This is a genomic window from Microbacterium sp. 2FI, assembly GCF_005502885.1.
Classification (GTDB): domain Bacteria; phylum Actinomycetota; class Actinomycetes; order Actinomycetales; family Microbacteriaceae; genus Microbacterium.
Map to the genome: position 1 here is coordinate 18,903 of NZ_SCMR01000008.1, position 26,138 is coordinate 45,040.

Sequence of the window (26,138 nt, forward strand, 5' to 3'; positions counted from 1 at the left end):
CTCCTTGGTTGCGATGCGCAGTCACGACGCGCGGTAGCGGCGCTCGCCGCCCACCCACGTCTCGAGCACGGCGATCTGCGAGATCGTCTCGGCCGGGGTCGTGAGCGGGTCGTCCGTCAGCACGGCGAAGTCGGCGTACTTGCCGACCTCGAGCGATCCCAGGTCGTCTTCCCGGCCGATCGAGACGGCGCCTTCGATCGTGTGCGCGCGCAGCGCCGCCTGCGCCGACACGCGCAGGTCGTCGGGGCCGAGCTTGTGACCGCGCCGCGTCACCCGCGTGACCGCGGTCTGGATCGCCTCGAGCGGGATCGGCTCGGCGACGGGTGCGTCGGACGAGATCGTGAACGGCACACCTGCCGCCTCGAACTCGCCGAGCGGGTTGAAGCGCTCGCCCGGCGTGCCGATCGCCTGCTCGACGCCCTCGCCCCAGTTGAAGTAGTGCTGGGGCTGGTTCACCGGCCGGATGCCGGACGCCGCCATGCGGCGGATCTGATCGGCCGTCGGCAGTCCGCAGTGCTCGATGCGGTGCCGTGCGTCGTCGTCGGGGCGCTCCGTCAGCGCCGCCTCGATCGCCGAGACGACCATCTCGATCGCGGTCGGAGACTGGGCGTGGGTCGCCGTCTGCAGCCCTGCGGCGTGCGCCTTGCGGATGAGCTCGGCGTACTCGGCGGGCTCGTGGTACAGCTGGCCGGTGCGGCACGGGTCTCCGACGTAGCCGTCGGGGAAGTACGCCGTCCACCCGCCGAGGGTGCCGTCGGCGTAGAGCTTGATGCCGGCGAAGCTGAGGTGGGCGTTGCCGAACTGGCCGACGAGCCCCATCTCGAGTGCATCGTCGAGCAGGTGCGACAGCAGGTACATCGAGACCCGCAGGTCGAGCCGGCCCGCCTCGGCGAGGCGCAGGTACATGTCGAACTCACGACGCGACACCTGGGCATCGCCGATCGCGGTCACTCCCCCGGCGAGGAAGCGCTGCGTCGCCGCGTCGAGCTGGCGAAGGTGCTCCTCCGGTTCGTCGGCGAGGTGGAAGTTCGGGCCGTGGTGGCCGATCTTGACACCGCGCACGCCGGTGAGCATGTTGCACGCGGCATCCGAGATCTCGCCGGTGAGGTCGCCATCGGCATCCCGGAAGTATTCGCCGCCCTCGGGGTCGGGCGTCTCTCGGTCGACGCCGTGGAGCTCGAACGTGTACGAGTTCACCACACCGCCGTGGCCCGACGCGTTCATGAGGTACACCTCACGATCGCGGGCGACCTCGTCGAGTTCGAATCGGGTCGGATGCCGCTGCTCGGCGAGGTTCCGATGCTCGTACCCGTAGCCCCGCACCGGGCGCCCGGCGGGAAGGTCCGCCGCGGCATCCGTCAGCAGCGCGACGATCTCGGGGATGCTGCGCGCCTTGTCGGGCCCGCAGTCGACCCACGTCATCAGCTGCCCGTACATGAGCGGGTGGGCGTGGGCGTCGACGAAGCCGGGCACGATCACCGCTTCGCCGAGGTCGACGAACTCGGGGTCGAGCCGGGCGCTCGCCGCGGCATCCCGGCAGTCCTCGAGCGTGCCGATCGCGAGCAGCCGCCCGTCGTCGGTGAGCATCGCGGTGGCCGTGGCGTCGCCGGCGTCGACGGTGCGGATCGCGCGCGCGGTGACGATGCGCGGCGTCTGCTGCCGAGGGCGGTCGAATGCAGCGAGCTTCCTCATGACACGCGCATCGTCGTGGTGTCGGTGCGCGCCGTGAACGACTCCGTCACAGGCGCCTCGTCGGAGTGCTGCGGCGCGAACTTCGTGCAGACGGCCGCGAGGATCGCCATGCCGGTGAACATCGCCAGCACCGACCAGACACTGCCCGTCCACGCGATGAGCTGGGTCGCGAACCAGGGCGAGAAGCCCGCCCAGATCGCCGCACCCACACCGTACGACAGTGCGATGGAGGTGTAGCGGGCCTGCGGCCGGAACATCTGCGACAGCAGCGCCGCGATCGGCGCGTAGGTCGCGCTCATCGCGATGCGGACAAGGGCTGCGAACAGGAAGATGAGCGGTTCGACCTTGCCGGGCAGCAGCAGCATGAACGGCACGAAGGTGAGCACCGAGGTCAGAAGACCGATGTACATGACGTTCTTGCGGCCCCACTTGTCGCCGAGCCACGCGACGGGAAGGGTCACGAGGAACTCGATGAAGGAGGCGATCGTCATGGCGTCGAGGATCAGCTGCGCACTCATGCCGATGGGCTCACCGGTGGCGTACGCGGTGGCGAACGACGTCGCGAGGTAGTACCCGCCGGTCGAGATCGGCAGCACGCCGATGCCGAGGAGGATGGGGAACCAGTTCACGCGAAGGGCGAACGCGAGGGGCATGGACTGCTTGCGGCCCTCGATCTTCGAGGCGAAGACCGGCGACTCCTCGACGCGGTAGCGTACCCAGAGTCCGACGCCGATCAGCACGATCGACCCGATGAAGGGGATGCGCCAGCCGCCGTTCATGATGAAGTCGTCACCGGCGCGCGACATGATCGCGAAGACGCCCGAGGCCAGCAGGGCACCCGCCGGGTTGCCGAGCTGCGTGAACCCGCCGTAGAAGGTCTTCTTGCCGACCGGGGCGTGCTCGACGCTCATGAGCACCGCACCGCCCCATTCGCCGCCGACCGCGAGGCCCTGGAGCGCCCGCAGCAGGATCAGGAGGACCGGCGCGAGGAGGCCGATCTGGTCGTAGGTCGGGAGGCACCCGACGAGGACCGTCGCCACACCCATCAGCAGCAGCGTGATCACCAGCGAGACGCGCCGGCCGAGCTTGTCGCCGATGTGGCCGAAGATGATGCCGCCGAGGGGGCGGACGAGGAACGCGACCGCGAACGTGGCGAACGCCGCCGCGGTTTCGACGAGCGGGTCCTCGTTCGGGAAGAAGAGGGGTCCGAACACGAGCGCCGCGGCGGTCGCGTAGATGTAGAAGTCGTACCACTCGATGGTGGTGCCCACGAATGCGGCGAAGCCTGCGCGCCGTGCCTTGGTGGTGGTGGAGGTCATTGCCGCTCCTTCGCGGATGAGGTCGGATTGTGAGGATGCTAGGACGCTCCCGCGAGCAGGGCAAGCGCAGAACTCCAGTCGTTGCGCATCTTCGCTGGGTTTCTGATCGCTTTGCCTTTTGAATTGTTCGCGTTGACGACTCCTTTTCGCTTTAGACTGGTGTTTCGCGGGGAGTGCTCGTCGATCCCCGGAACTTCGACCGATTGGCCGTGACCATGGATTTCGACGCCGAACTGATCCGCGAGCTGCAGGTGAACGGACGAGCGAGCATCCAGCATCTCGCCGTGAGCATCGGCCAGTCCCGGGCCGCCGTGTCGGCGCGCCTGCACGCGATGATCGCGGACGGCACGGTGCGCGTGATCGCCGCCGTCGACCCGGTGTTCCTCGGGCAGCATGTGCTCGCGCATGTCTCGATCCGCACGCTCGGCGCGTCCGAGCTCGTCGCGCAGCAGCTACGCGGCCTCAGCGAGACCGTACTCGTCTCCGCCGTCGGCGGCGCGCACGATCTCGTCACCGAGGTGCGGCTCGGATCGATGCCGGCGCTGCACGACCTGCTCGCACACATCCGCGCGCTGCCGCGGGTGACCGAGATCAGCACCCTCATCTACACGGATGTCGTGAAGGGCTTCTTCGTCTCGGAGTACCACGGCGACATCACCATCGACGCCATCGACACCACGCTCATCGAGCTGCTGCAGCGCGACGGCCGGGCGAGCTTCCGCGCGCTCGGCGAAGCGGTCAGGCTCTCCCCCTCCGCCGTCACGACGCGCGTGCAGCGACTGATCGACGCGGGCGTCATCAAGATCAGCGCCGTCGAGGCGCGCGGCCTCGCCCACCGGCAGCTGTCGATGGGCGTGGGGCTGAATCTCACCGGCGACGACGACGCCGTGGTCGATGCCCTTCGGACGTGGCGGGGCGTGGACTTCGCGGCCCGCACGCTCGGCCGCTTCGACGCCGTCACGACGCTGGTCGAGCCGTCTGCCGGTGCGCTGTACTCGAGCCTCGAGCGCATCCGGTCGCTCCCCGGTGTCGCCCGCACCGAGTCGTGGTTCCACCTGGCGGTGCTGAAGGAGGACTACGCGCGCACCCTGCGACCGGCGGGGTGAGCGCGCGCAGCCTCGGTCAAGCCGTCGCGTCGATGCCGATCTGTGCGGGATCCACCCCGGCGCCGACGACGATGATCTTGCCGCGCGCATGGCCGCCCTCGCTGAGCGCGACCGCATCGGGGAGGTCGTCGAATCGATAGGCGGCGCCGATCTCGACACGCAGGTCGCCGCTCGCCGCGCGGTCGAAGACGTCGCGGACGGCATCCGTGATCGTCAATGCCGTGGGGTCGCCGGCCGCGACGATCGCGCCCGCGGCACCCGCGGCGAAGTCGATGATCGTCACGATGCGGGGTGCATCGACGATGCCGACGACGCGCGCGATGAATCCGTTCCCGGCAGTGTCGAACGCGGCATCGATGCCCTCGGGCGCAAGACGGCGCAGGTCATCGACCATGTCGGGACCGTAGGCGATCGGCGTCGCTCCCAGCGAACGGAGGTAGTCATGGTTCTCGGGGCGAGCGGTGCCGATCACCGTGTGGCCGTCGCGGACGAGCAGCTGCGTGAGCAAGCTCCCGACGGAGCCGGCGGCACCGTTGACGACGACGGTCGATGCGGGCGCGGGCTCGAGCATCCCCAGGATGCGGGTCGCGGTCTCGGCGGCAGTCGGCAGCGCGGCAGCCTGCGCCGTGGACAGCCCACCGGGGATGCGCGTGAGCCGTGTGGCCCGGCTCACCGCCGTCTCGGCGAACGCGCCGCTGTCGAAGAAGCCCGCGACCCGGTCGCCGGCCGAGAATCCGGTGACGCCCGCGCCGACCGCCAGGACGGTGCCGGCCGCGTCCGAGCCGATCACGACGGGGAGCGGCAGCGGGAGCATCTGTGCGAGCAGTCCGCTGCGGATCTTCGCGTCGAGAGGGTTGATCGCGATGGCCTCGAGGCGGACCGACACCTCGCCCGGTCCGGGGGCGTGCGCCGGCGCCGAACCGGGGGTCAGTCCGTCGGGGCCGTAGTGGGTGAGCAGGTAGGCGCGGGTGGTGGTTTGCGTGGTCGTGGGGTCGGTCAGGGTCATGAGAGTCTCCTTCGAATTCGAAATGGTTCATTGGTCAGTAACGAGGGGTGTTCATGAACTATTCCGAATTCGCAGCACATCTCCCGTAGGATCTCGGCATGCCCGATGCGCCGCTCCCCTCGCCTCCGCCTGCGGATCTCGGCGTGTACTTCGCGCTCCTCGAAGCCGCGGCGCTGGTGCAGCACGGCGTACACGGCCAGCTCCGCGACAGCGGCGGGCTGAGCTTCGTGCAGTTCCAGATCCTCGCGGCACTCGGAGAAGACCCCTCGACGCCCCGCAGCATGACCGAGCTCGCCGACCGCCTCGTGCACAGCAGGAGCGGGCTGACCTACCAGGTCGGACAGCTCGAGAAGGCGGGGCTCGTCGTGCGAACGCCGTCGACCGCAGATGAACGCAGTGTCGAGGTGACGCTGTCGCCCGCGGGCGCGGCGCTGCTCGAGCGCGTCATCCCGGGCCACATCGAGGTGGTGCGCGATGTGCTGGTCGACGCGCTCGACGACGCCGATCGCGCAGAACTCACGCGCCTGCTCACGATCGTCGCCCGGCATGGGAGGGCCCGACCCCCTCGGTCCGCGCGCAGGCCGTGAGGGTCGGTCGCGAGGCGCGTCAGGGCTGCGGCACCGGCCGCGGCGGCAGGGCGGGGAACGGCTGGGTGACCCTTGCCTCTGCGAGCTCGCTGATAAGCGCCGTGCTGACGTAGCGGTACTCGAGGCAGCCGTCACCGCCGAACTCCACGCCCGAGATGCGCGAGTGGCCGCCGGTGACGTGCGTGAAGTCGATCCAGGCGTCGTGGAGGAGGATGTCGGTCGACAGCAGCACCGCGATCTCGGGGATGTCTCCCTTCGCGACTCTGACCGACCCCTCGATCACCGCCGTCCCGCTCGCCGCGAGCCGTGCCGCCCCGCTCAGTGCCGAGCCCGAGTCACGCACGCCGGCCTCGCGTGTGCGCTCCCACTCGGGGGCGAAGAACGGCGGCATCTTCGTGCTGTCGGGCGCAACCGCCGCGTTCACCGTGTGCGAGACGACGGCACTGGCGCCGGCGAAGTCGGCGCCGAACGCACCGTGTACCTGAAAGCGGTACAGCAGCCAGGCATCCATCGGGGCGGCGGGGAGCTTCTTCTGGCTGCGCCAGCGCGAGTACGCGAGCAACGGGTGCGCGGCCGCTGTCGCATCGAATTCGCCGCTGTACGAGAATCCCCCGCGAGGGAGCGGGTTCGCGCCCAGCCAGCCGGGCTTCGGCGGATCCACGGCGGTGCCCTCGATGAACGGCGGCAGGCACGTGGTGCGCCACGTGCGCAGCCACACACCCAGGCCGGTCGTGATGTCGGCGAACGCCGATCCCGGGGTGACCAGCTGCGTGGATCGCGGATCCGGACGTTGCTGCACAGGCCGGAGCCCTTCGAGCCGACTGCGGAGCCCCTGGAGTGGCGACTCGACGTCGAAGGCGATCTCGGCATCCGTGTCGATAGTGGTCATGTTGTTCGCTCCCTGCGGATTGCGGCGGCCAGCAGCTTCTTCGTCAGCCCGTCCGACTCACCGTGGATCGCACTCAGCATTCGTCAGGGCGGTACTCACCGGGTATCTGCTCTCGCCGCCTGGGCCCGAGCGCGATCCCGCCTAGGACCTTCGCCTCTGCCAGCCCCGCGGGCCGGGGTCGCGTCGCTGTTCGCCCAGCCGATCATCCGCGACTACATGGTCGAGTTCGGATCGGTATCGCTGTTCATCGGCCCCGTCGTCCAGGTCCTGCGCGGGATCATCATCGCCGTCGTCCTGCTGCCCTTCCGGGGCGTCCTCGCGGGGCGACTGGGCTGGCTGTGGCTCTGGCTGCTTCTGGTCGGCATCGGAATCCTGGCAACGTCGGCTGCAGCACCGTCCTCGATCGAAGGCATCGTCTACACGCAGCTGCCTCTCTGGTATCACGCGATCGGGATGCCGGAGGTACTCGTGCAGACACTCACCTTCAGCGTGCTCGTCGCGTTCTACGAACGGCACCCGCAAGGTCTGCTCGCGGTTCTTCCGCCGGTCTTCGAACGTCTCGTGCGGGCGCTGGTCTCCGCATCGCTGGCGTTCGTGGGCTACGCCGTGATATCGGTGGCCTTCGCCATCCTGGCCGGCGCCACGATCGACGCAGAACAGTCCTTGAGCATGAAGACCCAAGGACTGTTCGTGGGACCGTTCGTCATCAACTTCATACTCGCCTTCATCGCGGCCGGCGGCCTCTCTCCCGCGCGACGGAACGTGGTGGGGGTGGCGTCGTATGTCCTCAGCGCAGCAGCGATCCTGGCGTACCAGGCGATCGTCCTCGGCGGTGCCGACATCGTCTATGCGTCGGTCGCGCCGCTTGTCCCAGCGGTCGTGGTCTGGCTGCTCATTCCCCGACGCGTCGACACTGAGGCGGAGCACTCGGAGTTGTCGGCAGCCGGGAACGAGGCCCCGTAGCGGCGTCTGCGCGGGATCAGCCCCTGATGAAAAGTGACTACCGCTCGTCGTATCGCGCGCCATCAGGGTTTGACGGCTGGACGGTGAGTACGAGGAGGATGATATCGCCCACTGAGGGCACAAGGCGCAGCAGTACGAGCCAGCCTGAGAGGTTGGCGTCGTGGAGGCGGCGCACGGCGACCGCGACTTGCGGGACAAGTGTCACCAGCGCCCAGACGGCGATGAGCGCAATCCCGATGCTGAAGGCCGCGCTCAGGTAGAACACGTCCCCGTCCGCGTTCAGCTCCCCTGTCGCGAAGCCGATCACCAGGGCCAGGACCGCAAGGGCGATGTATACCAATGTGGTCGCGAGTTGCCACCACCAGTACTCGGAGCGGCTGGCCCGGCCAGAGAAGGTGCCGTATTTGCGGAAGAATCGACCGATGGCCTGCGTGAAGGACGCGCCGTAGAGCGGTTCGGCCAGCGTCGGCGAGGTCGTTGTGCCCATGCGGCACACTTTAGCCCCACCGCCCCCACTGCCGACGACGAGGCGCGGTCGACCCGGCTCGTTGCCTCACCGTGGAACGGACATCAGCATCCGCACTCCCGGTACTCGGCCGGCAATGCTCACGAGCGCCCGGGGCGGGGGTCGACCAACCCGTGGCGGTGCGCCATGATGACGGCCTGAACACGGTCGCGCGCGCCCAGCTTGGCGAGAACCCGGCCGACGTGCGTCTTGACCGTCGACTCGCTGAGGTAGAGGCTCTGGGCGATCTCGGTGTTGGTCATGCCCTCCGCTATCGCCAGGAAGACGTCGCGTTCGCGCTCGGTGAGGTCGCCGAGCGGGTCGTTCGCTCCGTCGGGCGGGAGGGGGTTCGCCGTCCCGCCGCCGCGGGTGGCGCGCTCGATCACCCGACGCGTCACGGCGGGCGCCAGCACCGCGTCTCCGCGATGCACCGACCGGATCGCGGCCGTCAGCTCGGTGCGCTGCGCGTCCTTGAGCAGGAAGCCGCTCGCACCGGCATCCAGCGCTCCGAACGCGTACTCGTCGAGGTCGAACGTCGTGAGCACGAGCACGCGGGTCGCGGCATGCGCCCGCACGATCGCGCGGGTCGCGGCGATGCCGTCGGCACGCGGCATCCGGATGTCCATGAGCACCACGTCGGGAGCGAGGGCCGCGACGGCGCGCACGGCCTCGTCACCGTCGGCGGCTTCGCCGACGACCTCGATGTCGGACTCCGCCTCGAGCACCAGACGGAACCCGAGCCGGATGAGCTCCTGATCGTCGACCAGCAGGACGCGGATGCGATCGGTCACGGTTTCTGCTCCTCGGTCGGTGCATCGCGCAGGGGAAGGCTCGCCCGGACGACCCATCGGCCGCCGTCGCCCGGTCCTGCAGTCAGGGTGCCCCCGACGTGCGCGACGCGCTCACGCAGGCCCGGGATCCCGTAACCGCCGCGGATGCCGACCTCGGCGGGCGGGGTCGACGCGGGCACGCCGTCGTTGACGACCGACACATCGACGGTGCCTGCGCCCACGCTGAGGCGAACCTCAATGGACGAGGCCGCCGGCGCGTGACGCATCGCGTTGGTCAGCGACTCCTGAACGATGCGGAGCATCGCCAACCGGACGTCGGCAGGCAGATCGTCGAAGCCGCCCTCGCTGTGGAGCACGACGGGGAATCCGGCGCGCTGGGCCGCCTCGACGGCGTCCGCGACGCTCATCGACTCGAGAGGCACGAGCAGGGCTCCGGGCTGGGCATCGGGATCCCGCAGCACGCCGAGCATCGAGCGCATCTCGGTGAGGGCGCCGCGAGCCGTGTCGGCGATCTGCTGTGTGGCCGCCCGCGCGCGCTCCGCATCGGCGGTCGCCGTCGCTCCCTCGGCGAGCGCGACGACGACGGTGAGGTTGTGCGACACGATGTCGTGCATCTCGCGCGCGATGCGCGTGCGCTCGCCGGCCGCAGCCAGCTGCGCCTGCTGGTCGCGCTCGACGAGCAGCTGCCGCGAACGGTCGATGAGTGCCTCGAGATAGCGGCGGCGGTTGCCCACGTTCGTGCCGATGAGCGCGCCGATGAGCATCGCAGCCAGCCCCGATATGAGGGATGTCGCCAGGAGGCCGAGCTCAGCCGGCGCCCTGATGGCGGCGACGACGGTAGCCGCGGCGAGCGCGGCGGCAGCGATGCCGAAGCACGTCCACGCCGCGCGGTTCGAGCGGTACGCGGCGACCGCGTACAGCGCGAAGGCGGGCAGGATCTGCGTCGCCGGCACGAGGCTCGGCGGGAGGACGAGCGCGGGGACGAGGCAGACGGCGAAGACCACGAGGGGGTGGCGGCGACGGAAGAGGAGCGCTGCGCACGCGACGATCACGACCCCGACCGCGAACCAGGTCTCGGTCGCGCTCGGCTGGGTCGGGAATCCGGAGCGGAACGTCGCGACCGGCAGCGAGAGGAGGAGCGCGGCGCCGGCGACCAGCGCGTCGGTGATGCGCGGATGCCGCGACCAGAACCGTCGCAGCACTCCGGGAGGCCGTGGCAGCAGCAACCCGTCGTCGGCACCGGGAGCGGCACCGACGACGGGATCACTGGCTGCTTGCGGCATCCGGTCGACTCTACGCGTCACGCATCGCGTGTACGCAGGACGCCCCATCCGAGGACGAGCGGGACGATCGCCCAGCCGAGGAGTGCGAAGAGCGACGGAAGCACGTCCTCCGCGCCGGGTGTCGACAGGTACGACGCGGCGTTCATCGGCAGGTACTGCGACATCTCGACGATCCAGATCCAGTCCTCGCCCGCCATCGCGAACAGGCTGAAGACGATCGGCAGCACGAACAGCACGCCCACGGTGGCCGCGATCGCGCCGGCGCCGTTGCGGACGATGAATCCGAACCCGAGGCCCAGCAGGGTGAACGAGACCATCGACAGCACCCCGTACGCGAGGGGCACGACCGACTGCGAGGGCTCCGACCAGTCGATGCCGGTCGACAGGATGGGCGCCGTGACCGCGATCGCGATCGCGTAGCTCACGACGGTCGTGACCGCCATCAGCGCCGACACCACCACAGCCTTCGCCACGACGACGGTGCCGCGGTGCGGCTCTGCCGTGAGCGTCGAGCGGATCATGCCCGTCGAGTATTCACCCGTGATGACGATCGCTCCGAGGATGCCGGCGACGAGCATCGTGAACTGGGAGGGTGAGAGGATCGCGCTCACCGCGGGGAACTCGCCCCCGAAGCTCTGCGACGCTGCCGCGATCATGGCCGAGATGCCGACCGAGAGCGCGGCGGCCACCGCGAGCGACCACCAGGTCGAGCGCAGCGTGATGACCTTGATCCACTCGCTGTGCAGCACCCGCGCGAAGCTCAGGCGATGGTGTGACGATGCTGCCTGGGTGTGCAGCGCGGGCTCGGTGGCGAGGGCGGTCATGAGATCTCCTTGGACTTGTACTCGACCGATTCGCCAGTGAGCGCGAGGTACGCGTCTTCCAGCGAGCCGGTGCGAGAGATGAGTTCGTGCACCGGGATGCCGAGCGAGGCCGCGAGGTCGCCGATGGACGCCGCGGTCACGCCGCTGATCTCGGCGAGCCCGGGCTCGGTCGTCGTCACGGTGATGTCAGGCCCGGCGACGGCTGCGGCGAGCTCGCTGAGACGCGGCGAGCGCACCCGGACGGTGTTGCTCGTCCACGCTCCGACGAGCTCGGACAGCTCGGCGTCGGCGAGCACCTGCCCGCGACCCAGCACGATGACGTGGTCGGCGGTCAGCGCCATCTCGCTCATGAGGTGGCTGGAGAGCAGCACGGTGCGCCCTTCGGACGCGAGATGCCGCACGAACTGCCGCACCCACCGCACCCCCTCGGGATCGAGGCCGTTGACCGGTTCGTCGAGGACCACCGTGTGCGGGTCGCCCAGCAGCGCCGCGGCGATGCCCAGTCGCTGACCCATGCCGAGCGAGAACTTGCCCGCACGCTTGCCTGCCACCGGGCCGAGGCCCGTCAGCTCGATGACCTCGTCGACCCGCGCGCGCCCCAGCCCGTGGGTTGCCGCCATCGCCCGCAGGTGATTGCGGGCGGAGCGCCCGGTGTGAACCGCCTTGGCGTCGAGGAGCACCCCGACTTCGGTGAGCGGCGCCCGCAACTGGGTGTACGGCTTGCCGTTCACGGTGACGGTGCCCGATGTCGGTCGGTCGAGGCCGACGATCATGCGCATCGTCGTGGACTTGCCGGCGCCATTCGGCCCGAGGAATCCCGTGACCTTTCCCGGCTGCACGGTGAACGAGACCTGCGAGACCGCGGTCTTGTCGCCGAAGCGCTTGGTGAGTTGTTCTGCAACGATCATGCCCCCACGCTACGAGCGCGGTATGCCGGAGCGCGTCCCCCTGTGGGAGGACATTGCCCTGGCGAAGTGGTACTCCGGTACATCGGCCGACACTGGAGGCCGCGAGACGACGCAGAGTGCTGCCTGTCGGCGTTCTGCTTGGCTTCTGCGTCGTCTCGGCGATGGGATGCCGAGAATCACACGGCGAGCGCCGCGTCTACGTCTCACAAACGACGAAGTCCCGGGAACCCTCAGGTTCCCGGGACTTTCCAGTCGGGATGACAGGATTTGAACCTGCGACCCCTTGGAGGATTCGGGCGATTTCCGAATCCCACCGGATGTCTTGAGAACCCGCGTGTTCCCTTGTGTTTACAGGGAACCGGACGGTTCGAATGCTCCGATTGTATCGGGTTAGCCGCGGTCGTCCCTGGGTGATTGAGGTGGGAAAGTGATGACCTCCGCGCCTCACGCAGCCTGATGAAACTGTCGGTGTGAAGCGCCTTCGCTCTCAGCTGGTGGAGGCTCGATCACCAGGTGGAGTCGCCGCGGACCGTGGCGTCGCCGCCGCCGTCGACGAAGATCACCTGTCCACAGATGTGCGTGTTCTCGACTCCCGCGAGCCAGGCCAGGAGACGAGCGGGCACCGCTGCGTCGGCGAACCCGTTGAGTGGCATCGGTACGGCCGCGGCCACCATCTTGCGACCTTGCTCGCTGGCGAGTGCATCCCTCATCATCGGGGTGCTGATGACGCCGGGGGCGATCGCATTGAGGGGGATGCCGGCGCCGGCCCACTCCGAAGTGATCGAGGATCGACGCACCCATTGGGCGAACGCCTTCTTAGTGGACGGGTAGATCAGCATCCCGGTGCCCGTCGGGTCGGCGGCGAGTTCGGTCGCGCGCGCCAGCGCCGCCGCCTCGTCTCCGGAGGTGAAGTCCGCGGTGAGCTGGTCATCGACGGGGCCGATGCTGGCGAACGATGCCACCCCGACGGCTCTCGGTGAGTCGGACCCGGCCAGGAGAGGGCGCAGCCCCTCCAGCGTCGCGACCATGCCGAAGTAGTTGACGCTCGCGGTTGCCGGGATGGGGAGCGCCAGCCCGGCGACGGCGATGATCGCATCGATCGATCCTCCTGAGGCATTCCGCACCTCTTCGACCATGCGGGCGCGGTCGTCGGCTGAGGTGAGGTCGACCTGGATGTCTGCGTCGCGGAGGTCGACGCCGATCACGCGCTCGCCGCGGCTCTCGAGAAGTAGTTTGGTGGCGAGCCCGATGCCGGATGCGGCACCGGTCACGACGGACGTTCTGGTCATGTCATCTCCATAGGTGGGTTTGGTGCGCAGCCGTCTCGGTCGACTTACCGGAACAGCAGCACGGGCTTGATCGCCTGGCCGGACCGTGAGTCGGCTTCGGCCGTGTTGATGTCTTCGAACGGGTAAGTCGTGACGAGACGGTCGAACGGGAATCGTCCGTCGCGCCAGTGCTCGATCAGGGTGGGGATGAACACCTGCGGGTCGGAGCTGCCTTCGAAGACGTAGGTGAGGTGTTTGCCGACGAGCTGCGTGGGGAAGACTGTCACGCTGTCGCTGCCCGCGCCGACGAGCACGATCTTGCCTCCCGTTCGGACGACGTCAATCGCCAGGGACATGATCGACTCGCGTGCCGTGGTGTCCAGCGCGAAGTCGAGGCCGTCGCTGTCGCCGCGGACCTTGTCGTCGAGATTGCGCGCGCTGGCCAGAACGGTGCGGGTGGCACCGAGTTCGACCGCCAGGTCGAGCCGGGACTGATGAAGGTCGACGGCGACGATGTCTGTCGCTCCGGCAAGCTTCGCGGCCATCACGGCGGAGAGCCCCACCGCGCCGGCGCCGAACACCACGACCGACTGGCCGGGCGCGAGCTTCATCTCGTTCAGCACGGCACCGGCGCCGGTCATGATTCCGCAGCCGAGGGGACCCATCAGCTCCAGCGGCAGCTTGGGGTCCACGACGACGACACTGCGTTCCTTCGCGATCGCGTACTGCGCGAAGGAGGACTGCCCGAACCAGCGGCCTCCCACGGGCTCACCCGCGGAATCGATGACCTCCGTGCCGTCCTGCAGGTCCCGACCGGCAAGGTTGAGCGCCATGAACTCGTCGCAGTACGCCGGCTGGCCGCCGAGGCAGTGAGCGCAGCGCCCGCACGACGCGAAGCTGAGCACGACCGAGTCGCCGACGCGGACGGAGTCCACACCGGCGCCGACCTGGGTGACGATGCCGGAGCCTTCGTGGCCCAGGATCGCCGGGAGCACGTAGGCGGCGAGATCGCGTGGCGTGACGTCGGTGTGGCAGAACCCGACCCCGACCAGTCGCACGAGCACATCGCGCGGGCCGAGATCGGGAAGGGTGACGGCCTCGAGCAGGAATGGGCCGTCGGGCTCACGGAGGACGGCTGCAGTCGTGGTGGTCATGACTTTCCTCGCAGGAGCCGTACCTTCTTGGCCGTGAAGGGGGGCTGGGCCAGAGCCATCAGCGCTCCGCCGCGGGACTTGGACAGCACCGCGCGCTCGTGGCTGAAGGTCCGCACGCCATGCTCGCCGTGGTACGAACCCATGCCGCTCTCGCCGACTCCCCCGAACGGAAGGGACGAGACACCCAGCTGCAGCATCGGTGCGTTGATGCCCACCGACCCCGACGACGTGCGGGCCAGGAATTCGTCCTGCACGCTGGTCGCCTTACTGAAGAGGTACATGGCTAGGGGCTTGTCGCCGTCGTTGATGATGCCGATCGCCTCGTCGACGCCGCTGACGGTGATGATGGGCAGGATCGGTCCGAAGATCTCCTGTCCCATCACGGGGTCGGTAAGCGCCACCTTGGTGAGCACGGTGGGAGCCAGATACCGCTCCTCACGCTCCGACTGTCCGCCGATCTCGGCGCCACCCGCGGGCAGCAGCGCGACCAGTCTGTCGAGGTGGCGGGTGTTGACGACGCGGCCGAAGTCCGGTGACGTGCGCGGATCCTCGCCGTACATCGCGGTGATCTCCCGCCGCAGTCCCGCAACCAGGTCGGGAAGGACGTCGGCGGTGGTCATGACATAGTCCGGTGCCACGCAGGTCTGGCCCGCATTGAGGAACTTCCCCCACACCAGCCAGTGCGCCGCAGCAGCGACATCCGCAGAACGGTCGACCCACACCGGCGACTTGCCACCCAGCTCGAGCGTGACCGGGGTGAGGTGCTTGGCTGCGGCGGCCATCACGATCCGGCCGACGGCGCCGTTTCCGGTGTAGAAGATGTGGTCCCAGCGCTCCGCCAACAGCTCGGTCGTCTCGTCGACACCGCCGGCGACGATGCGAACCGCACGCGGGTCGAGGTACCTCGGGACGAGCTGTGCCATCAGGTCGGATGTCGCGGGCGCGAGTTCGCTCGGCTTCATCACGACCGCGTTCCCGGCCGCGATCGCGGCGGCCACCGGCATCAGCAGCAGGTGGATCGGGTAGTTCCACGGCGAGATGACCAGCACCGTGCCGAGGGGTTCACGGATGACGCGGGCCGACGCTGGCTGCATCGCCAACGGCACCTTCACCCTGCGGGGACGCGTCCACCGCTGAAGGTTGCGCAGCAGCTCCTTCGTCTCTGTACGTACGGAGCTGATCTCAGCGAGGTAGGTCTCGATGGCCGGCTTGCCGAGGTCAGCGTGCAGTGCCTTTTCGATGGCGGGAACGTTCTCCGCCAGCATCCGATCGATCGCAGCGAGCTGCTCACGCCGCCAGGCGAGGGGCTTCGTGATCCCAGACCTGAACCCCGCCCGGGCGATGCCCGCCTCGTCGGCGGGTGTGCCGGCAGCGGTTGCCGGTGTCGTGGTGGTGAGAGACATGTGGGCGTTTCCTCCTCGGCCGCGCTACGCGCGCGTGCCGGTCACTTTCTGTGCGGGGAACGCCCCGGCCTTGGCAGACCCGCTGAGGGAGTCACCCTCGGCGGTCAGCTGCCAGACGATGTGGAGCTTCATCGGCTTGGCGACATCGACGGTGAAGGTGACGGTGTCGTCGTCGTCGAAGACGAGGTTGTCGACCTGCATCTGGCCTTGCGGACCGGACATGGTTCCGGTGGCGGGGTCTTCAGCAAAGGTGAGATCGAAGGCCTGGTTGCCGAACGGGCTCTTCATCTCGACATTCCAGGTGCCCACGGTGGCGGACATCAGGCGACCACCCCTGCGGCGGCGCGTTCGGCCTTGACCTTCTTGTGCAGGACCCGGGCCGACTCGATGAGCCGCACGCCGTCCGGTCCCCACATCAGGCGCATGAAGTAGCGCTCGATGGGCGGCTGCTGCATTACCCACACCACGGGCAGCACGAGCTTGGCTGACACAATCGACCAGCGGTCCTTGAAGGAGCCCTGCTTGATTCCCATCGACCGGCGGAACTTGCCCGACAGCACGCCCGTCAGCGGAGTGTTGAAGAGCACGGCCTGGCTCATCAGCGGACCGATCGCCCGCAACTGCGAGAAGGTGAAGTTCTTCTTCATCGACGCCGCCATCGTGTCGGTCATCACCTCGCCGGTCGGCGGGTAGTACTTCATGGTGTCGGTGTGCTGGAACAGCGGGCTGTACTTGTCGTAGAGCGCGGCGAGCTCGGCCATCGAAGTGGGCACCTCCTCGGCATCCACATTGTGCAGGCGCACGTACGCTGCCGACTCCGCCATGAACTGATCACGCGTCGCCGCCGGCAACCGATGCGGGGCCTTGCCGTCACGGAAGGCGAAGCCTTCGTAGACGCGCAGCATCGGGTGCATCTCGGTCAGCGATGCCCACATCGCGTCGCGCGGGTCGCTGGCGGAATAGCCGCCCAGTTCCGGTTCGCCGCTGTCGATGATGTCGCTCTTCACCTTGCGGTGAATGTTGTGCAGGTGCTTGGCCATGAGCTTGGCGGTGGTGGTGTCCCCGAGCCACATGGGCGCGTGCATGCCGGCGTTGCGCTGGAGCCGCTCGAACGCGCCGAAGAAGGTGAGGGTGCCGTCGCGGCCCTTGCGGGCGATCGGGTCGAGGTCGCGAATCGCCGCGTCGATCGGCTTGTACTTGGTCTGCGCGAACCCCTGGATGCAGTTGTGGAACACGATCACTGCGGGGTGCAGCAGCACGTCCCACACCGCACTGCCGGGTCCGAACACGCCGTAGTCCGGCGTCCCGTCCTCATTCAGAGAGTCACCCGCGGCCACAGGTGCGCCGAAGCGCTGCCACCTGCGCTCCGTGCCGAGGAGCTCTGCCTTGCTCAGCACGTTCGGGTTCTCGCCGTTCGTCTTCGTCTTCGTCTTCGTCGCCGTCGCCATCGTCAACTTCCCTGTTGATCGGATTGAATTCGCCATGGGGAATAATCCCCCATGGGGAATTTAAATGCCAGAGCGAGTAGTGTCAAATCATGGACGGTGATCGATCGTGACCGCTTCGGCGGCGAAAGCGGTACCGGCATCGCGAAGGACGCGCGGTGAGCGCGCCGGGATCGACCGCGCCCGCATCGTAGAAGCCGCGCGGGGCTTTGATCCCGACACCCTCACGATGAAAGCGGTCGCCGACGAACTCGGAGTGGACCGCAAGACCCTCAACCATCACGTCAGCGACCGAGACACACTCCTGGGGCTCATGGCCCTCGACGCATTCTCGGACACCTTCTCAGCGGTGCAGGTCGCCGCACAGGGCACGTGGCAGGATGCCTGCCGCACCTTCGCACGCGGGTTCACCGACAGCGTCATCTCGACGGGCGTGCTCGTGGAGCACCTCCGTGTCGAGGAGTCGCTGGCAACCGTCGCGCTGGAAGCCACTGAAGCAGTGATCGAGAAGATGATCGAGGCGGGCTTCGACGACGAGTCCGCCGTGCGATGCCTCGCTCTCCTCACCAACATCTGCATGGCCTTCGCGCGCGACATCGTCTCCATATCGCCGAACCAGGAGTCATCACGACTTCAGCTGCTGCGGCGCGCGCTGGAGGGCCGTTCTCGGGCCGACTTCGTCAACCTCTCGAGAATTGCCGACTCACGCGTGAACACCTACACCGAACGACAGCTCGACCTGAGCATCGACGTCTTCCTCAACGGCGCCGGAGTCACCTTCCTCGACCGCTAGCCAGCCACGCCGTCGATCTCTGACACGCCGATTCCGTACTTCGCCATCCGGCGACGATGATCGTCGGATCCGATGTAGCCATGAAGCTCATCGTCCACTGCGCGCAGGAGCCGGTGATCGCTTCTGCGGACCGAGAACGCGCCGACCGGTGCCCGGCCCCCGCCGCTGTCCAGAGCGACACCTTCGAGCCCGGGATGGGTGACCGCGATCGCTCTGTTTCCGAGCGCGGTGGCTGAAAAGGCGTCGATTCCACCAGAGAGGAGCGCTGCGACCGCGCTCGGCTGGTCAGCGAACGTGATCAGGCGCGCATCGGGAACACCAGCATTCCGCGCCGCTTCCATCTGGATTTGCCCAGGGATGACCCCGAGTAACGCGTCCTCGCGCTCAACCACAGCGCTGTAGCTCGTGAGTCCCTTCGGGTTGCCGGCCTTCACCACGAGACCGTCGACGAGTGCCCACACGGGGCGGCTGAACGCAACGACCTCGGCTCGTTCGGGCGTCACGAAGATCGGCACGTTGAGCTCCCACCTCCCCACATCCACGCCGGCGAGCAGCTCTCCGAAGGTGGTCGGGACGAACTCGACCGATGTCGCGCCGATTGCCCTCAGCACCAGGTCCGCCAGCTCGATGTCAGCACCCGTCGCGGATCCGTCCTCCGCGGTCGAGCAGAAGGGAGGCTCCTCGACGTACGCGACCCGGAGCTTCATCTTGCGTCCATCGCGTCGGCTGCAGCAATCACATCGTCGAGCAGATCAGCGGTGTCCTCCAAGCCCGCAGCGATGCGGACGAGCCCCAACGGCACTCCCGCCTCCACGATCTGCTCATCGGAGAGCATCCCCCGCCACATCGAGGCGGGATGGACCGCGAGCGTCCCGACCCCGCCGAGGCTTGCAGCGATCCGCGAGATAGTAAGCCTGCCGAGGAAAGCGCCGGCGGCCTCTCCGCCTCCGACCAGCTCGATCGCGAGCACGCCACCGAAGGAACTCATCTGCGTGGTCGCGAGCGCGTGCTGCGGATGACTTGCCAGCCCTGGGTAGTGCACCGCGGCGACCGCGGGAGGATTCTCGAGTGCTTCAGCGAGCGCCATCCCGTTCGCGTTGTGGCGCTCCACCCTGATCGGAAGCGTCCTGAGCCCGCGGAGGAGCAGCCATGCGTCGATCGGGCCGAGCACCGCCCCAGTCAGCAGGCCGACATCCCAGATACGATCAAGCAGTTCAGCGGAGCCTGCGAGGGCGCCGGCGGACACATCCGAGTGTCCGTTGAGGTACTTGGTCGCACTGTGCCAGACCACGTCGGCGCCGAACTCCGCGGGCCTCTGGGTGATCGGCGTGGCAAGGGTGTTGTCGGCGAGGACGAGGGCACCGTTCGCGTGCGCGATCTCAGCGACGGCCGCCAGGTCGGTGACCTGCAGCAGCGGATTGCTCGGTGTCTCGAGCAGAACGAGCTTCGTGTTCGTCGTGATCGCTCGGGCGAATGCCGCGGTGTCGGTCTGGTCAACCATCGTCGTGGACACGCCGAGCCGGGGTAGAAGATTCTGAAGCACCGATGCCGTGCCGCCGTATGTCGACACCTGACCCACGACGTGGTCTCCGGATGAGATCAGCCCCAGCACGGCAGTAGTGAGCGCAGCCATTCCGGATGCCGTCACCATGGCCGCTTCGGTCCCCTCCAGCTCCGCGACAACAGCCGCCACCTGCGCATGGTTCGGATTGCCGTAGCGGGTGTAGAAGGAGGTGCCTCGCGTTTCGACGGCGCTCGCGGCGAAAGCTGCGAGGTCGTCGGCCCAGAAGTTCGCCGTCTGGTAGATCGGCGGCGCAATGGCCTGGGTGGGGTTCACGTCCCGATCCGCGTGAATCGTGCGGGTGCTGGCGCCTGTCATTCCACTCTCCTCGACAGAACTCTTCGACACGACGATTCTGGCGCCTCTACAGCGTCACTGATCGTGGGCCCACGACATAGCACGATGATTGCGCCCTAAGAACGCGGCAGATCATGCTGACAGTTGCGCATGGGACGCAATATCCTTGCCGAATGGATGACATCGATCGCGCCATTCTCGCCGTCCTCGAACGGGATGGGCGCATCAGCAACGCAGACCTCGCCGAAGCCGTCGGACTGTCGCCCTCACCGTGCCTTCGTCGGGTGCGTCGGCTCGAGGACGATGGCATCATCACCGGGTATCGCGCGGTCATCCGACCGTCGGCCATGGATCGGGGGCTGCGGGTCATCGTCGGCGTGCGCCTGTCTCGTCATGCCCGTGACGCGGTAGCCGCGTGGGAGAGCGGAGTCACTCGACTCCCCGCGGTCACCGCCTGCCATCACGTGACAGGATCGTTCGACTACCTTCTCCAGGTCGACGTCAAGGACCTCGCTGCCTACGAGCGATTTCATGCTGAGGCCCTCGCAGGTCTCCCCGAGCTCGGCGCGGTCACGAGCTTCGTCGTCATGAAGACTCTCGAGCCGTAGATCGCCGCGCGGCGGAGAGCCGTCAGGTCGGATCGGGTCCGAGCATGGCATTCACGAGCCGTTCGGCGTCACCGGGCTCGATCGGGGTGCGGCTGAGCGCGCGCATCACGACAGCACCGACAAGGGACTCGACGACCTCACGCGCTGCCGGCACGGGTCGCCCTGATGCGTCGTCCTGGGCGTCGAACCGCGACAGGAGCGACAATGCTCCGAGGCTCGCGCCGAGGCGCTTGCCCACCTCATCGTTTTCGGCCGCTGCGGCGATGAGCGATCGCATCAGACCGTCGCCGTTCGGGCTCGCGAGCACGCGGAAGATCTCCTCCAGCCACGCGATGAGATCTGCACGGAGGTCTCCGGTGTCGGGTGGGACCAGCCGCTCAGGCAGCAGCATCCCTTCGAGGAGGCACTCCGCGACCAGGTGACCCTTCGACGGCCACCACCGGTAGATGGTCTGCTTGCCGACTCCGGCCGCCGCCGCGATCGACTCGATGGAAAGGTGGTCGTAGCCCCGCTCGGCGAACAGCCGCGCGGTTGCAGTGAGGATCGACGTGCGGGCGGCCTCGCTCCGCACGGCTCCACGACGACGCTCCGGCATCCTCACAGCATAATCGGCATTTGCGAGACGAACCGTTGCGTATCATGTATCCGACTCTCCGGAAGGATCTCTGATGGCTGAACTGCTGTACCGCCTCGGCAAGCTGACCGCACGGCGCGCGTGGACCGTCGTGGTCGCATGGGTGATCGTGCTCGCGGTCGCCGCTGTCGGATTCGCCATCGGCTTCAAGGGGCTCACCACGAGCTTCGACATCCCCGGCACGGCATCGGGGACCGTCATCGCTGAGCTCCAGGAGAAGCTTCCTGACTTCAGTGGCGCTTCAGGCACCGTGGTGTTCCAGACCGAGGACGGCTCGGCCTTCACAGACGACCAGCGCGAGCAGATCGGCACGATGGTCGCGAGCGCTCAGGATCTTCCCGACGTCGCGGCGGTCGTCGACCCCTTCGAGGCCGACACGCAGCGCGCCGACCAGCAGGCCCAGATCGAGGACGGGCGCGCCGAGATCGCGGACGCAACGGCGCAGCTCGATGCCGGTCAGGCACAGCTCGACGCCGGCCTGTCGCAGCTTGATCAGGCTCAGGCGCAGTTGGACGGCGCACGAGAGCAGCTCGAGGCCGCCGGTGCACCGGCTGAGCAGCTTGCCACGCTCGACGCGCAGCAGGCGCAGCTCGATGCCGGTCGCGCGGAGCTCGACGCCCAGCAGGCGACGATCGACGAGGGCCGCGCGGAGCTCGTGACGCAGAGCGAGAAGCTCGAGCTGGGTGCGGAGTTGCTCGATCTGTCGGCCGGCATCCTCGTGGTCTCGGAAGACGGATCGACTGCGCTGGTGAACGTCGCCTTCACCGAACCGCGCCTCGAGCTCTCCGCCGAGGCCAAGGAGTCCGTCGTCGAGCACTTCGAGTCCGAGCCGATCGACGGCGTCGACGTATCGTTCTCCACCGAGATCGCCCAAGGCGTCCCCCAGATCATCGGCGTCGGCGAGATCATCGGCGTCATCATCGCGGGCATCGTGCTGATGGTCATGCTCGGAACCGTCATCGCTGCGGCGCTCCCCCTCGTCACCGCGATCTTCGGCGTCGCTGTCGCCGCTGTCGGCACGCTCGCCTTCTCCGGCGTCGTGCAGATGGCCTCGGTGACACCCGTGCTGGGCGTGATGCTCGGCCTCGCGGTCGGAATCGACTACTCGCTGTTCATCATCAACAGGCACCGCAAGCAGCTGATCCAGGGCGCCGAACTGCGGGAGTCGATCGGACTGGCCAACGGCACCGCCGGCAACGCCGTCGTCTTCGCCGGCGCCACGGTCATCGTCGCGCTGTTCGCACTCAACGTGACCGGCATCCCGTTCCTCGGCCTGATGGGCACCGCGGGCGCGATCGCTGTGCTCATCGCCGTACTGATCGCGGTGACGCTCACCCCCGCCCTCCTCGGACTCATCGGCCTGCGAGTGCTGAACCGCAAGGCGCGAGCCCGCATCGGTGAGGAGCACCACGAGGACACGAAGGCGCGTCCGATGTCGACGCTGCGGGCTGTGCTCACCGTGATCACCGCAACGATCGCGCTGCTCATCGTTGCCATCCCCGCCCTGTCAATGCGCCTCGGCCTGCCCGACGGCGGCTCCGAGCCCGCCGGATCCACGACGTATACGGCGTTCACGACCACGGAGGAGGCCTTCGGCGCCGGCCAGAACGGCCCGCTTCTCGTCGTGGCGAACCTGCCCGCGGGCCTCGACGACGACGCTTTGCTGCAGGCACAGGTCGACGTCGCACGGGCCTTGTCCGAGCTGGACGACGTCGTCGCCGTTGCCCCGATCGCCGTATCGGATGATGGCGAGCTCGCCGCCTTCCAGGTCGTGCCCGCCGAAGGTCCGAACAGCGCCAGCACCGACGCGCTCGTCCGCGACCTGCGCGAACTGCCGCCCATCAACGGAGACATCGAGCTCGGGGTCGCCGGTCAGGCCGCGATCAACATCGACATCTCGGAGAACCTCGCCGACGTGCTGCCGCTGTACCTGACCGTCGTCGTCGGACTCTCGCTTCTCATCATGATCCTGGTGTTCCGATCGATCCTCGTGCCGATCATCGCCACCGGCGGATTCATCCTGTCGCTGTTCGCCACCTACGGCGCGCTGGTCGCGGTGTTCCAGTGGGGCTGGGGCGCCGAAATCCTCGGCATCCACAGCACCGGGCCGATCCTCAGCTTCCTGCCGGTCATCCTCGTCGGCATCCTGTTCGGGCTCGCCATGGACTACCAGCTCTTCCTCGCCTCAGGCATGCGAGAGGCCTACGTGCACGGATCGCCCGCGCGCCTCGCCGTCGCCCAGGGCTTCCGCGCCGGCCGATCCGTGGTCATCGCCGCGGGGCTCATCATGGTTGCCGTATTCGGCGGCTTCATCTTCTCCGAATCGACCATCATTCGTTCACTCGGTTTCGGCCTGGCCTTCGGCATCCTGATCGACGCATTCGTTGTACGGATGCTGCTGATGCCCGCGCTCATGCACTTGCTCGGGAAGTCCGCCTGGTGGATCCCCCGCTGGCTCGACAAGATCATGCCCAACGCGGACGTCGAGGGCGCGGCGCTCGAGCGTCGCCACCACGCCGATGCACCAGCAGCGGATGCGCCGGCTCCCGGTAGCCATCAAGGATCTGGCGGTCTTTGAGCGATTCCACGCGGAGACCTTCACACTCGGTGACATCTGTGACCGGGCTCGTCTGTCACGGGCATCAAGCGCTAAACGACGCACGCGTACCCTGCATCTCACCCGGACTGCGGCCTCCGTCGCGGAGCCCTCAGCCGACGTGCATGCGCACAGCCGGGAGGCCGGGTTTGCCTCGATCGAGCGACCGGAGGCCGGGTACGCGTCGTCCGCGGCCTTCCCGCCCGACCACGCTGGCGTGGTGGCCGCATACGCACGTGTCAGCGTCCTCGTGTGCGGACAGGTTCCCACACTCGGCGACGTGCTCGCCCGCATCCAAGACCGCACAGACCTGCTTGATCGAGCGTGCCGGACGCCGTTGCGTGCACGCGACGCCCGGATGTGGAACCGGGCTCGCACGAGCGACTTCGAAGGCGTGCGGCACGGATCACAGGCCCAGGTGCCGGCTCGATGTCGTCGTCATCGACTCGATGGGCCGGATGTAGTAGTTCACGAGCGTCGTCAGGTCGCGATGACGCGTCTGCGCGGCGATTCGGTCCAGCGACACACCCGCCATCGCGGCGGACGTGGCGTGACCGGCGCGCAGCGAGTGGGCGGTGATCCGGTCTGCGGAGAATCCCACCGCGTGCGCGCGAGTCTTGACGATGCGCGCCACGCTGGCGGCGGTGATCGGATGGCCCGAGACGGTGCCATTCGCGTGCACACGGGTGAACACGCGCCCTGCCGCGCGGGGGCGGATGTGTAGCCAGGCGTCCATCGCTGCCAGGGGGTCAGAGTCAGCCCATCGGCCCTCGGCGACGGCGACTGTCTGGCCGGCTGCGTGGGGGTCGCCTTTGGACCTGCGTACGGTGATCAGCAGTCCACCCGGTTTGGAGGTGATGTCCGCGAGGTCCAGCGCAGCGAGTTCCGATCGGCGCAGAGCTGAGGCGAAACCGAGCAGGATGAGCGCGGCGTCACGCTTTCCGGCCGCGGTGGTTCGATCGACGGCAGCCAAGATGTGGCGGAGGTCTTCGACCAGCAGCGGGCGGGCGCGGCGGCGGGGTGCGACCCCCAGGATTCGGCGCAGGCCGCGGCGGACGCGTCGGACCAGTTCGCAGTCGGTGGGATTGCTCATGCCGGCAGAGGTGTGCCAGTGGGCGATGGCGGCGAGGGTGCTGGTGACCATGCCCATTGTCAGACCGCGTTCGGCTTGACGGGTGATGTAGGCGCAGACGACCTCGGGTGCAGCCGGCAGCGGCGTGAATCCGCGCTCGTGGCACCAGCGCTCGAACCCTCGCCACGCTGAGCCGTAGCTGTCGAGGGTCGAGGGCGCGTGATGCGCCTCGAGTGCGGTGTCGATCCGCGCAACGTCCTTTATCGAGAACCCGACCGGAAGTGATCGTGATGCGCCGTCTTCCGGCGTCGGCCATGCAGTCATCTCACCAGGCTGACGTGATCGTCAGAAAGGTGGGAAAGTGATGGCCTGCCGGTGTGTCCCTGCCGGCGTCGCCACTCACTCCAGCGGTGTGACGTTGTCCTCGATGAACGCGATCTCGGCGGCGTCGAGATCGAACTTTGCGTAGAGCTGCGCGTCGATCTCCGGGATCGACTTCGACCAGTCGATGTCGGATGCGGACGTGAAGTCTTGGGCGGGGACGAATTTCCATGTGCTGCGCGGGTTGTGCTGGGTCACCTTCAAGACGTAGAGCATGGCGCGGGCGAACTTCGTTTTGACGTACGAGTAGCAGGCTCGCGCTTCGGGCTCAGTCGCAAACGCTCCGATCGTCAGGAAGGTTTGCGTGACGGCGACACGGGGCTCAACGATCTCAGGTGCCGCCATCCAACCGAGCTTGTTGTTCTCGTTCGCCGCGGGAAGTGCAACCTTGTACTTGTCGAAACTCTCCGGACCAGACAGGTAGTCGCTGCGAATCCAGCGACGGAAGCGCTTGTTCTTGATCACGCCAAGGATCTGAACGTAATCGTTGCCGTCGGCCGGCTGGGTCTCGTGGAAGAGGAACGAGAATATCTCGAACGCATTGGTGTTGACCAACGCGGCGTTGCCCTCGGGGCGCAGTTCGAGCGCCTCTGGGTAATCCTCGTACAACTTGTCGGCGTATCGGTAGGAGCGCGAACTCGTGATGCCCAGAGACTCGATGAACGCCGTCCCCGACTCGCGAACCTTGTGCAGGATCGAGTTGAGCTCCGGGAACGGCGTGAAAGTGTCGATCGCTTCGCCCTCGCGGTCGGCATCGCGGTAAGTGACTGCAATGCCGGCACGGATCTTCGTGCCCGGGAACAGCTCCGAGCTGTCGCGGACGTAGACCGGGACCGAAAGATGCGGGTCTGCGAGCATCTTCTCGTTCCACGCCTTGGGCGTGAAGCCAGCGTTGAAGAGGAAGCGAGCTGGCGTGATGAGCACCACCTTTGTCCCGACCTCGTATGCAGCATCCATGAACTGGTGGTAGATCGGGGTGTCGCGGGTACCTTCGCCCTGGGCCTCCTCCTGATAGGGAGGGTTGCCGATCACAACATCGAACTTCTTGGTCAT

25 protein-coding genes are annotated in these 26,138 nt (G+C 67.8%); 6 read left to right on the plus strand and 19 right to left on the minus strand.

Annotation, left to right across the window (positions count from 1 at the left end):
* Nucleotides 1-21 precede the first annotated feature (21 nt).
* Together FFS15_RS08535 and FFS15_RS08540 are read right to left on the minus strand one after the other, a co-directional pair.
* Nucleotides 22-1,692 (minus strand): amidohydrolase, encoded by a 1,671-nt coding sequence (locus FFS15_RS08535; protein WP_137844603.1) that lies wholly within the window; start codon nt 1,690-1,692, stop codon nt 22-24.
* Nucleotides 1,689-3,011, minus strand: a complete 1,323-nt coding sequence (locus FFS15_RS08540; RefSeq protein WP_137844604.1) for an MFS transporter — start codon at nt 3,009-3,011, stop codon at nt 1,689-1,691. The genes FFS15_RS08535 and FFS15_RS08540 overlap by 4 nt, the downstream gene beginning before the upstream one ends.
* A 215-nt stretch (nt 3,012-3,226) precedes the next feature.
* On the opposite strand from FFS15_RS08540, the gene FFS15_RS08545 reads away from it, so the two are divergent.
* A complete protein-coding gene (locus FFS15_RS08545; RefSeq protein WP_137844695.1) occupies nt 3,227-4,117 on the plus strand; it encodes an Lrp/AsnC family transcriptional regulator in 891 nt (296 codons plus the stop codon).
* Nucleotides 4,118-4,133: 16 nt separating this feature from the next.
* Here FFS15_RS08545 and FFS15_RS08550 read toward each other — a convergent pair whose 3' ends face one another.
* Nucleotides 4,134-5,123 (minus strand): NADP-dependent oxidoreductase, encoded by a 990-nt coding sequence (locus FFS15_RS08550; RefSeq protein ID WP_137844605.1) that lies wholly within the window; start codon nt 5,121-5,123, stop codon nt 4,134-4,136.
* Between the two features lie 98 nt (nt 5,124-5,221).
* On the opposite strand from FFS15_RS08550, the gene FFS15_RS08555 reads away from it, so the two are divergent.
* Complete coding sequence (locus FFS15_RS08555) at nt 5,222-5,710, plus strand: MarR family transcriptional regulator (RefSeq protein WP_137844606.1); 489 nt, start codon at nt 5,222-5,224, stop codon at nt 5,708-5,710.
* A gap of 19 nt (nt 5,711-5,729) precedes the next feature.
* On the opposite strand, the gene FFS15_RS08560 is transcribed toward FFS15_RS08555, so the two are convergent.
* Nucleotides 5,730-6,599: a hypothetical protein gene (locus tag FFS15_RS08560; RefSeq protein WP_137844607.1), complete on the minus strand. Its 870-nt coding sequence runs from the start codon at nt 6,597-6,599 to the stop codon at nt 5,730-5,732.
* A 216-nt stretch (nt 6,600-6,815) separates the two neighbouring features.
* Here FFS15_RS08560 and FFS15_RS08565 point away from each other — a divergent pair, with 216 nt between their 5' ends.
* Nucleotides 6,816-7,562: a hypothetical protein gene (locus FFS15_RS08565; protein ID WP_137844608.1), complete on the plus strand. Its 747-nt coding sequence runs from the start codon at nt 6,816-6,818 to the stop codon at nt 7,560-7,562.
* 37 nt (nt 7,563-7,599) lie between these two features.
* On the opposite strand, the gene FFS15_RS08570 is transcribed toward FFS15_RS08565, so the two are convergent.
* From FFS15_RS08570 to FFS15_RS08615, 10 genes are all read right to left on the minus strand, one after another.
* A complete protein-coding gene (locus tag FFS15_RS08570; protein WP_137844609.1) occupies nt 7,600-8,049 on the minus strand; it encodes a DUF805 domain-containing protein in 450 nt (149 codons plus the stop codon).
* Nucleotides 8,050-8,168: 119 nt separating this feature from the next.
* Nucleotides 8,169-8,858, minus strand: coding sequence for a response regulator transcription factor (locus FFS15_RS08575; protein ID WP_212743128.1), 690 nt, complete (start codon nt 8,856-8,858; stop codon nt 8,169-8,171).
* Nucleotides 8,855-10,141: a histidine kinase gene (locus FFS15_RS08580; protein ID WP_137844611.1), complete on the minus strand. Its 1,287-nt coding sequence runs from the start codon at nt 10,139-10,141 to the stop codon at nt 8,855-8,857. Before FFS15_RS08580 ends, FFS15_RS08575 begins: the two co-directional genes overlap by 4 nt.
* A 17-nt stretch (nt 10,142-10,158) precedes the next feature.
* Entirely contained in the window at nt 10,159-10,965 is an 807-nt protein-coding gene (locus FFS15_RS08585; RefSeq protein ID WP_137844612.1) for an ABC transporter permease subunit, read from the minus strand.
* The gene (locus FFS15_RS08590; protein ID WP_137844613.1) at nt 10,962-11,873 is read right to left on the minus strand and encodes an ATP-binding cassette domain-containing protein; all 912 of its coding nucleotides are present in this window, start codon (nt 11,871-11,873) and stop codon (nt 10,962-10,964) included. The genes FFS15_RS08585 and FFS15_RS08590 overlap by 4 nt, the downstream gene beginning before the upstream one ends.
* 506 nt (nt 11,874-12,379) lie before the next feature.
* Nucleotides 12,380-13,162 (minus strand): SDR family oxidoreductase, encoded by a 783-nt coding sequence (locus FFS15_RS08595; protein ID WP_137844614.1) that lies wholly within the window; start codon nt 13,160-13,162, stop codon nt 12,380-12,382.
* A gap of 44 nt (nt 13,163-13,206) precedes the next feature.
* Entirely contained in the window at nt 13,207-14,295 is a 1,089-nt protein-coding gene (locus FFS15_RS08600) for an NAD(P)-dependent alcohol dehydrogenase (protein WP_137844615.1), read from the minus strand.
* Nucleotides 14,292-15,698 carry an aldehyde dehydrogenase family protein gene (locus FFS15_RS08605; RefSeq protein ID WP_137844616.1) on the minus strand — a complete coding sequence of 469 codons (1,407 nt, stop codon included), beginning with the start codon at nt 15,696-15,698 and terminating at the stop codon, nt 14,292-14,294. The genes FFS15_RS08600 and FFS15_RS08605 overlap by 4 nt, the downstream gene beginning before the upstream one ends.
* 24 nt (nt 15,699-15,722) lie before the next feature.
* Nucleotides 15,723-16,019, minus strand: coding sequence for a hypothetical protein (locus FFS15_RS08610; RefSeq protein WP_137844617.1), 297 nt, complete (start codon nt 16,017-16,019; stop codon nt 15,723-15,725).
* Nucleotides 16,019-17,035, minus strand: coding sequence for an oxygenase MpaB family protein (locus tag FFS15_RS08615; protein WP_212743129.1), 1,017 nt, complete (start codon nt 17,033-17,035; stop codon nt 16,019-16,021). The genes FFS15_RS08610 and FFS15_RS08615 overlap by 1 nt, the downstream gene beginning before the upstream one ends.
* Before the next feature lie 217 nt (nt 17,036-17,252).
* Between FFS15_RS08615 and FFS15_RS08620 the strand changes: the two genes are divergently transcribed.
* Nucleotides 17,253-17,936: a hypothetical protein gene (locus FFS15_RS08620; RefSeq protein ID WP_137844619.1), complete on the plus strand. Its 684-nt coding sequence runs from the start codon at nt 17,253-17,255 to the stop codon at nt 17,934-17,936.
* Here FFS15_RS08620 and FFS15_RS08625 read toward each other — a convergent pair.
* Both FFS15_RS08625 and FFS15_RS08630 read right to left on the minus strand, forming a co-directional pair.
* Nucleotides 17,933-18,643, minus strand: coding sequence for a transporter substrate-binding domain-containing protein (locus FFS15_RS08625; RefSeq protein ID WP_137844620.1), 711 nt, complete (start codon nt 18,641-18,643; stop codon nt 17,933-17,935). The genes FFS15_RS08620 and FFS15_RS08625 overlap by 4 nt on opposite strands.
* The gene (locus FFS15_RS08630; RefSeq protein WP_137844621.1) at nt 18,640-19,815 is read right to left on the minus strand and encodes an aminotransferase class I/II-fold pyridoxal phosphate-dependent enzyme; all 1,176 of its coding nucleotides are present in this window, start codon (nt 19,813-19,815) and stop codon (nt 18,640-18,642) included. The genes FFS15_RS08625 and FFS15_RS08630 overlap by 4 nt, the downstream gene beginning before the upstream one ends.
* A 152-nt stretch (nt 19,816-19,967) precedes the next feature.
* Between FFS15_RS08630 and FFS15_RS08635 the strand changes: the two genes are divergently transcribed.
* Nucleotides 19,968-20,402: an Lrp/AsnC family transcriptional regulator gene (locus FFS15_RS08635; protein WP_137844622.1), complete on the plus strand. Its 435-nt coding sequence runs from the start codon at nt 19,968-19,970 to the stop codon at nt 20,400-20,402.
* A 22-nt stretch (nt 20,403-20,424) separates the two neighbouring features.
* On the opposite strand, the gene FFS15_RS08640 is transcribed toward FFS15_RS08635, so the two are convergent.
* The gene (locus FFS15_RS08640) at nt 20,425-20,997 is read right to left on the minus strand and encodes a TetR/AcrR family transcriptional regulator (RefSeq protein WP_137844623.1); all 573 of its coding nucleotides are present in this window, start codon (nt 20,995-20,997) and stop codon (nt 20,425-20,427) included.
* Between the two features lie 73 nt (nt 20,998-21,070).
* On the opposite strand from FFS15_RS08640, the gene FFS15_RS08645 reads away from it, so the two are divergent.
* The gene (locus FFS15_RS08645; protein WP_137844624.1) at nt 21,071-23,614 is read left to right on the plus strand and encodes an MMPL family transporter; all 2,544 of its coding nucleotides are present in this window, start codon (nt 21,071-21,073) and stop codon (nt 23,612-23,614) included.
* Nucleotides 23,615-24,038: 424 nt separating this feature from the next.
* Here FFS15_RS08645 and FFS15_RS08650 read toward each other — a convergent pair whose 3' ends face one another.
* Nucleotides 24,039-24,782 (minus strand): site-specific integrase, encoded by a 744-nt coding sequence (locus FFS15_RS08650; RefSeq protein ID WP_171013133.1) that lies wholly within the window; start codon nt 24,780-24,782, stop codon nt 24,039-24,041.
* Between the two features lie 321 nt (nt 24,783-25,103).
* A complete protein-coding gene (locus FFS15_RS08655) occupies nt 25,104-26,138 on the minus strand; it encodes an Eco57I restriction-modification methylase domain-containing protein (protein WP_137844626.1) in 1,035 nt (344 codons plus the stop codon).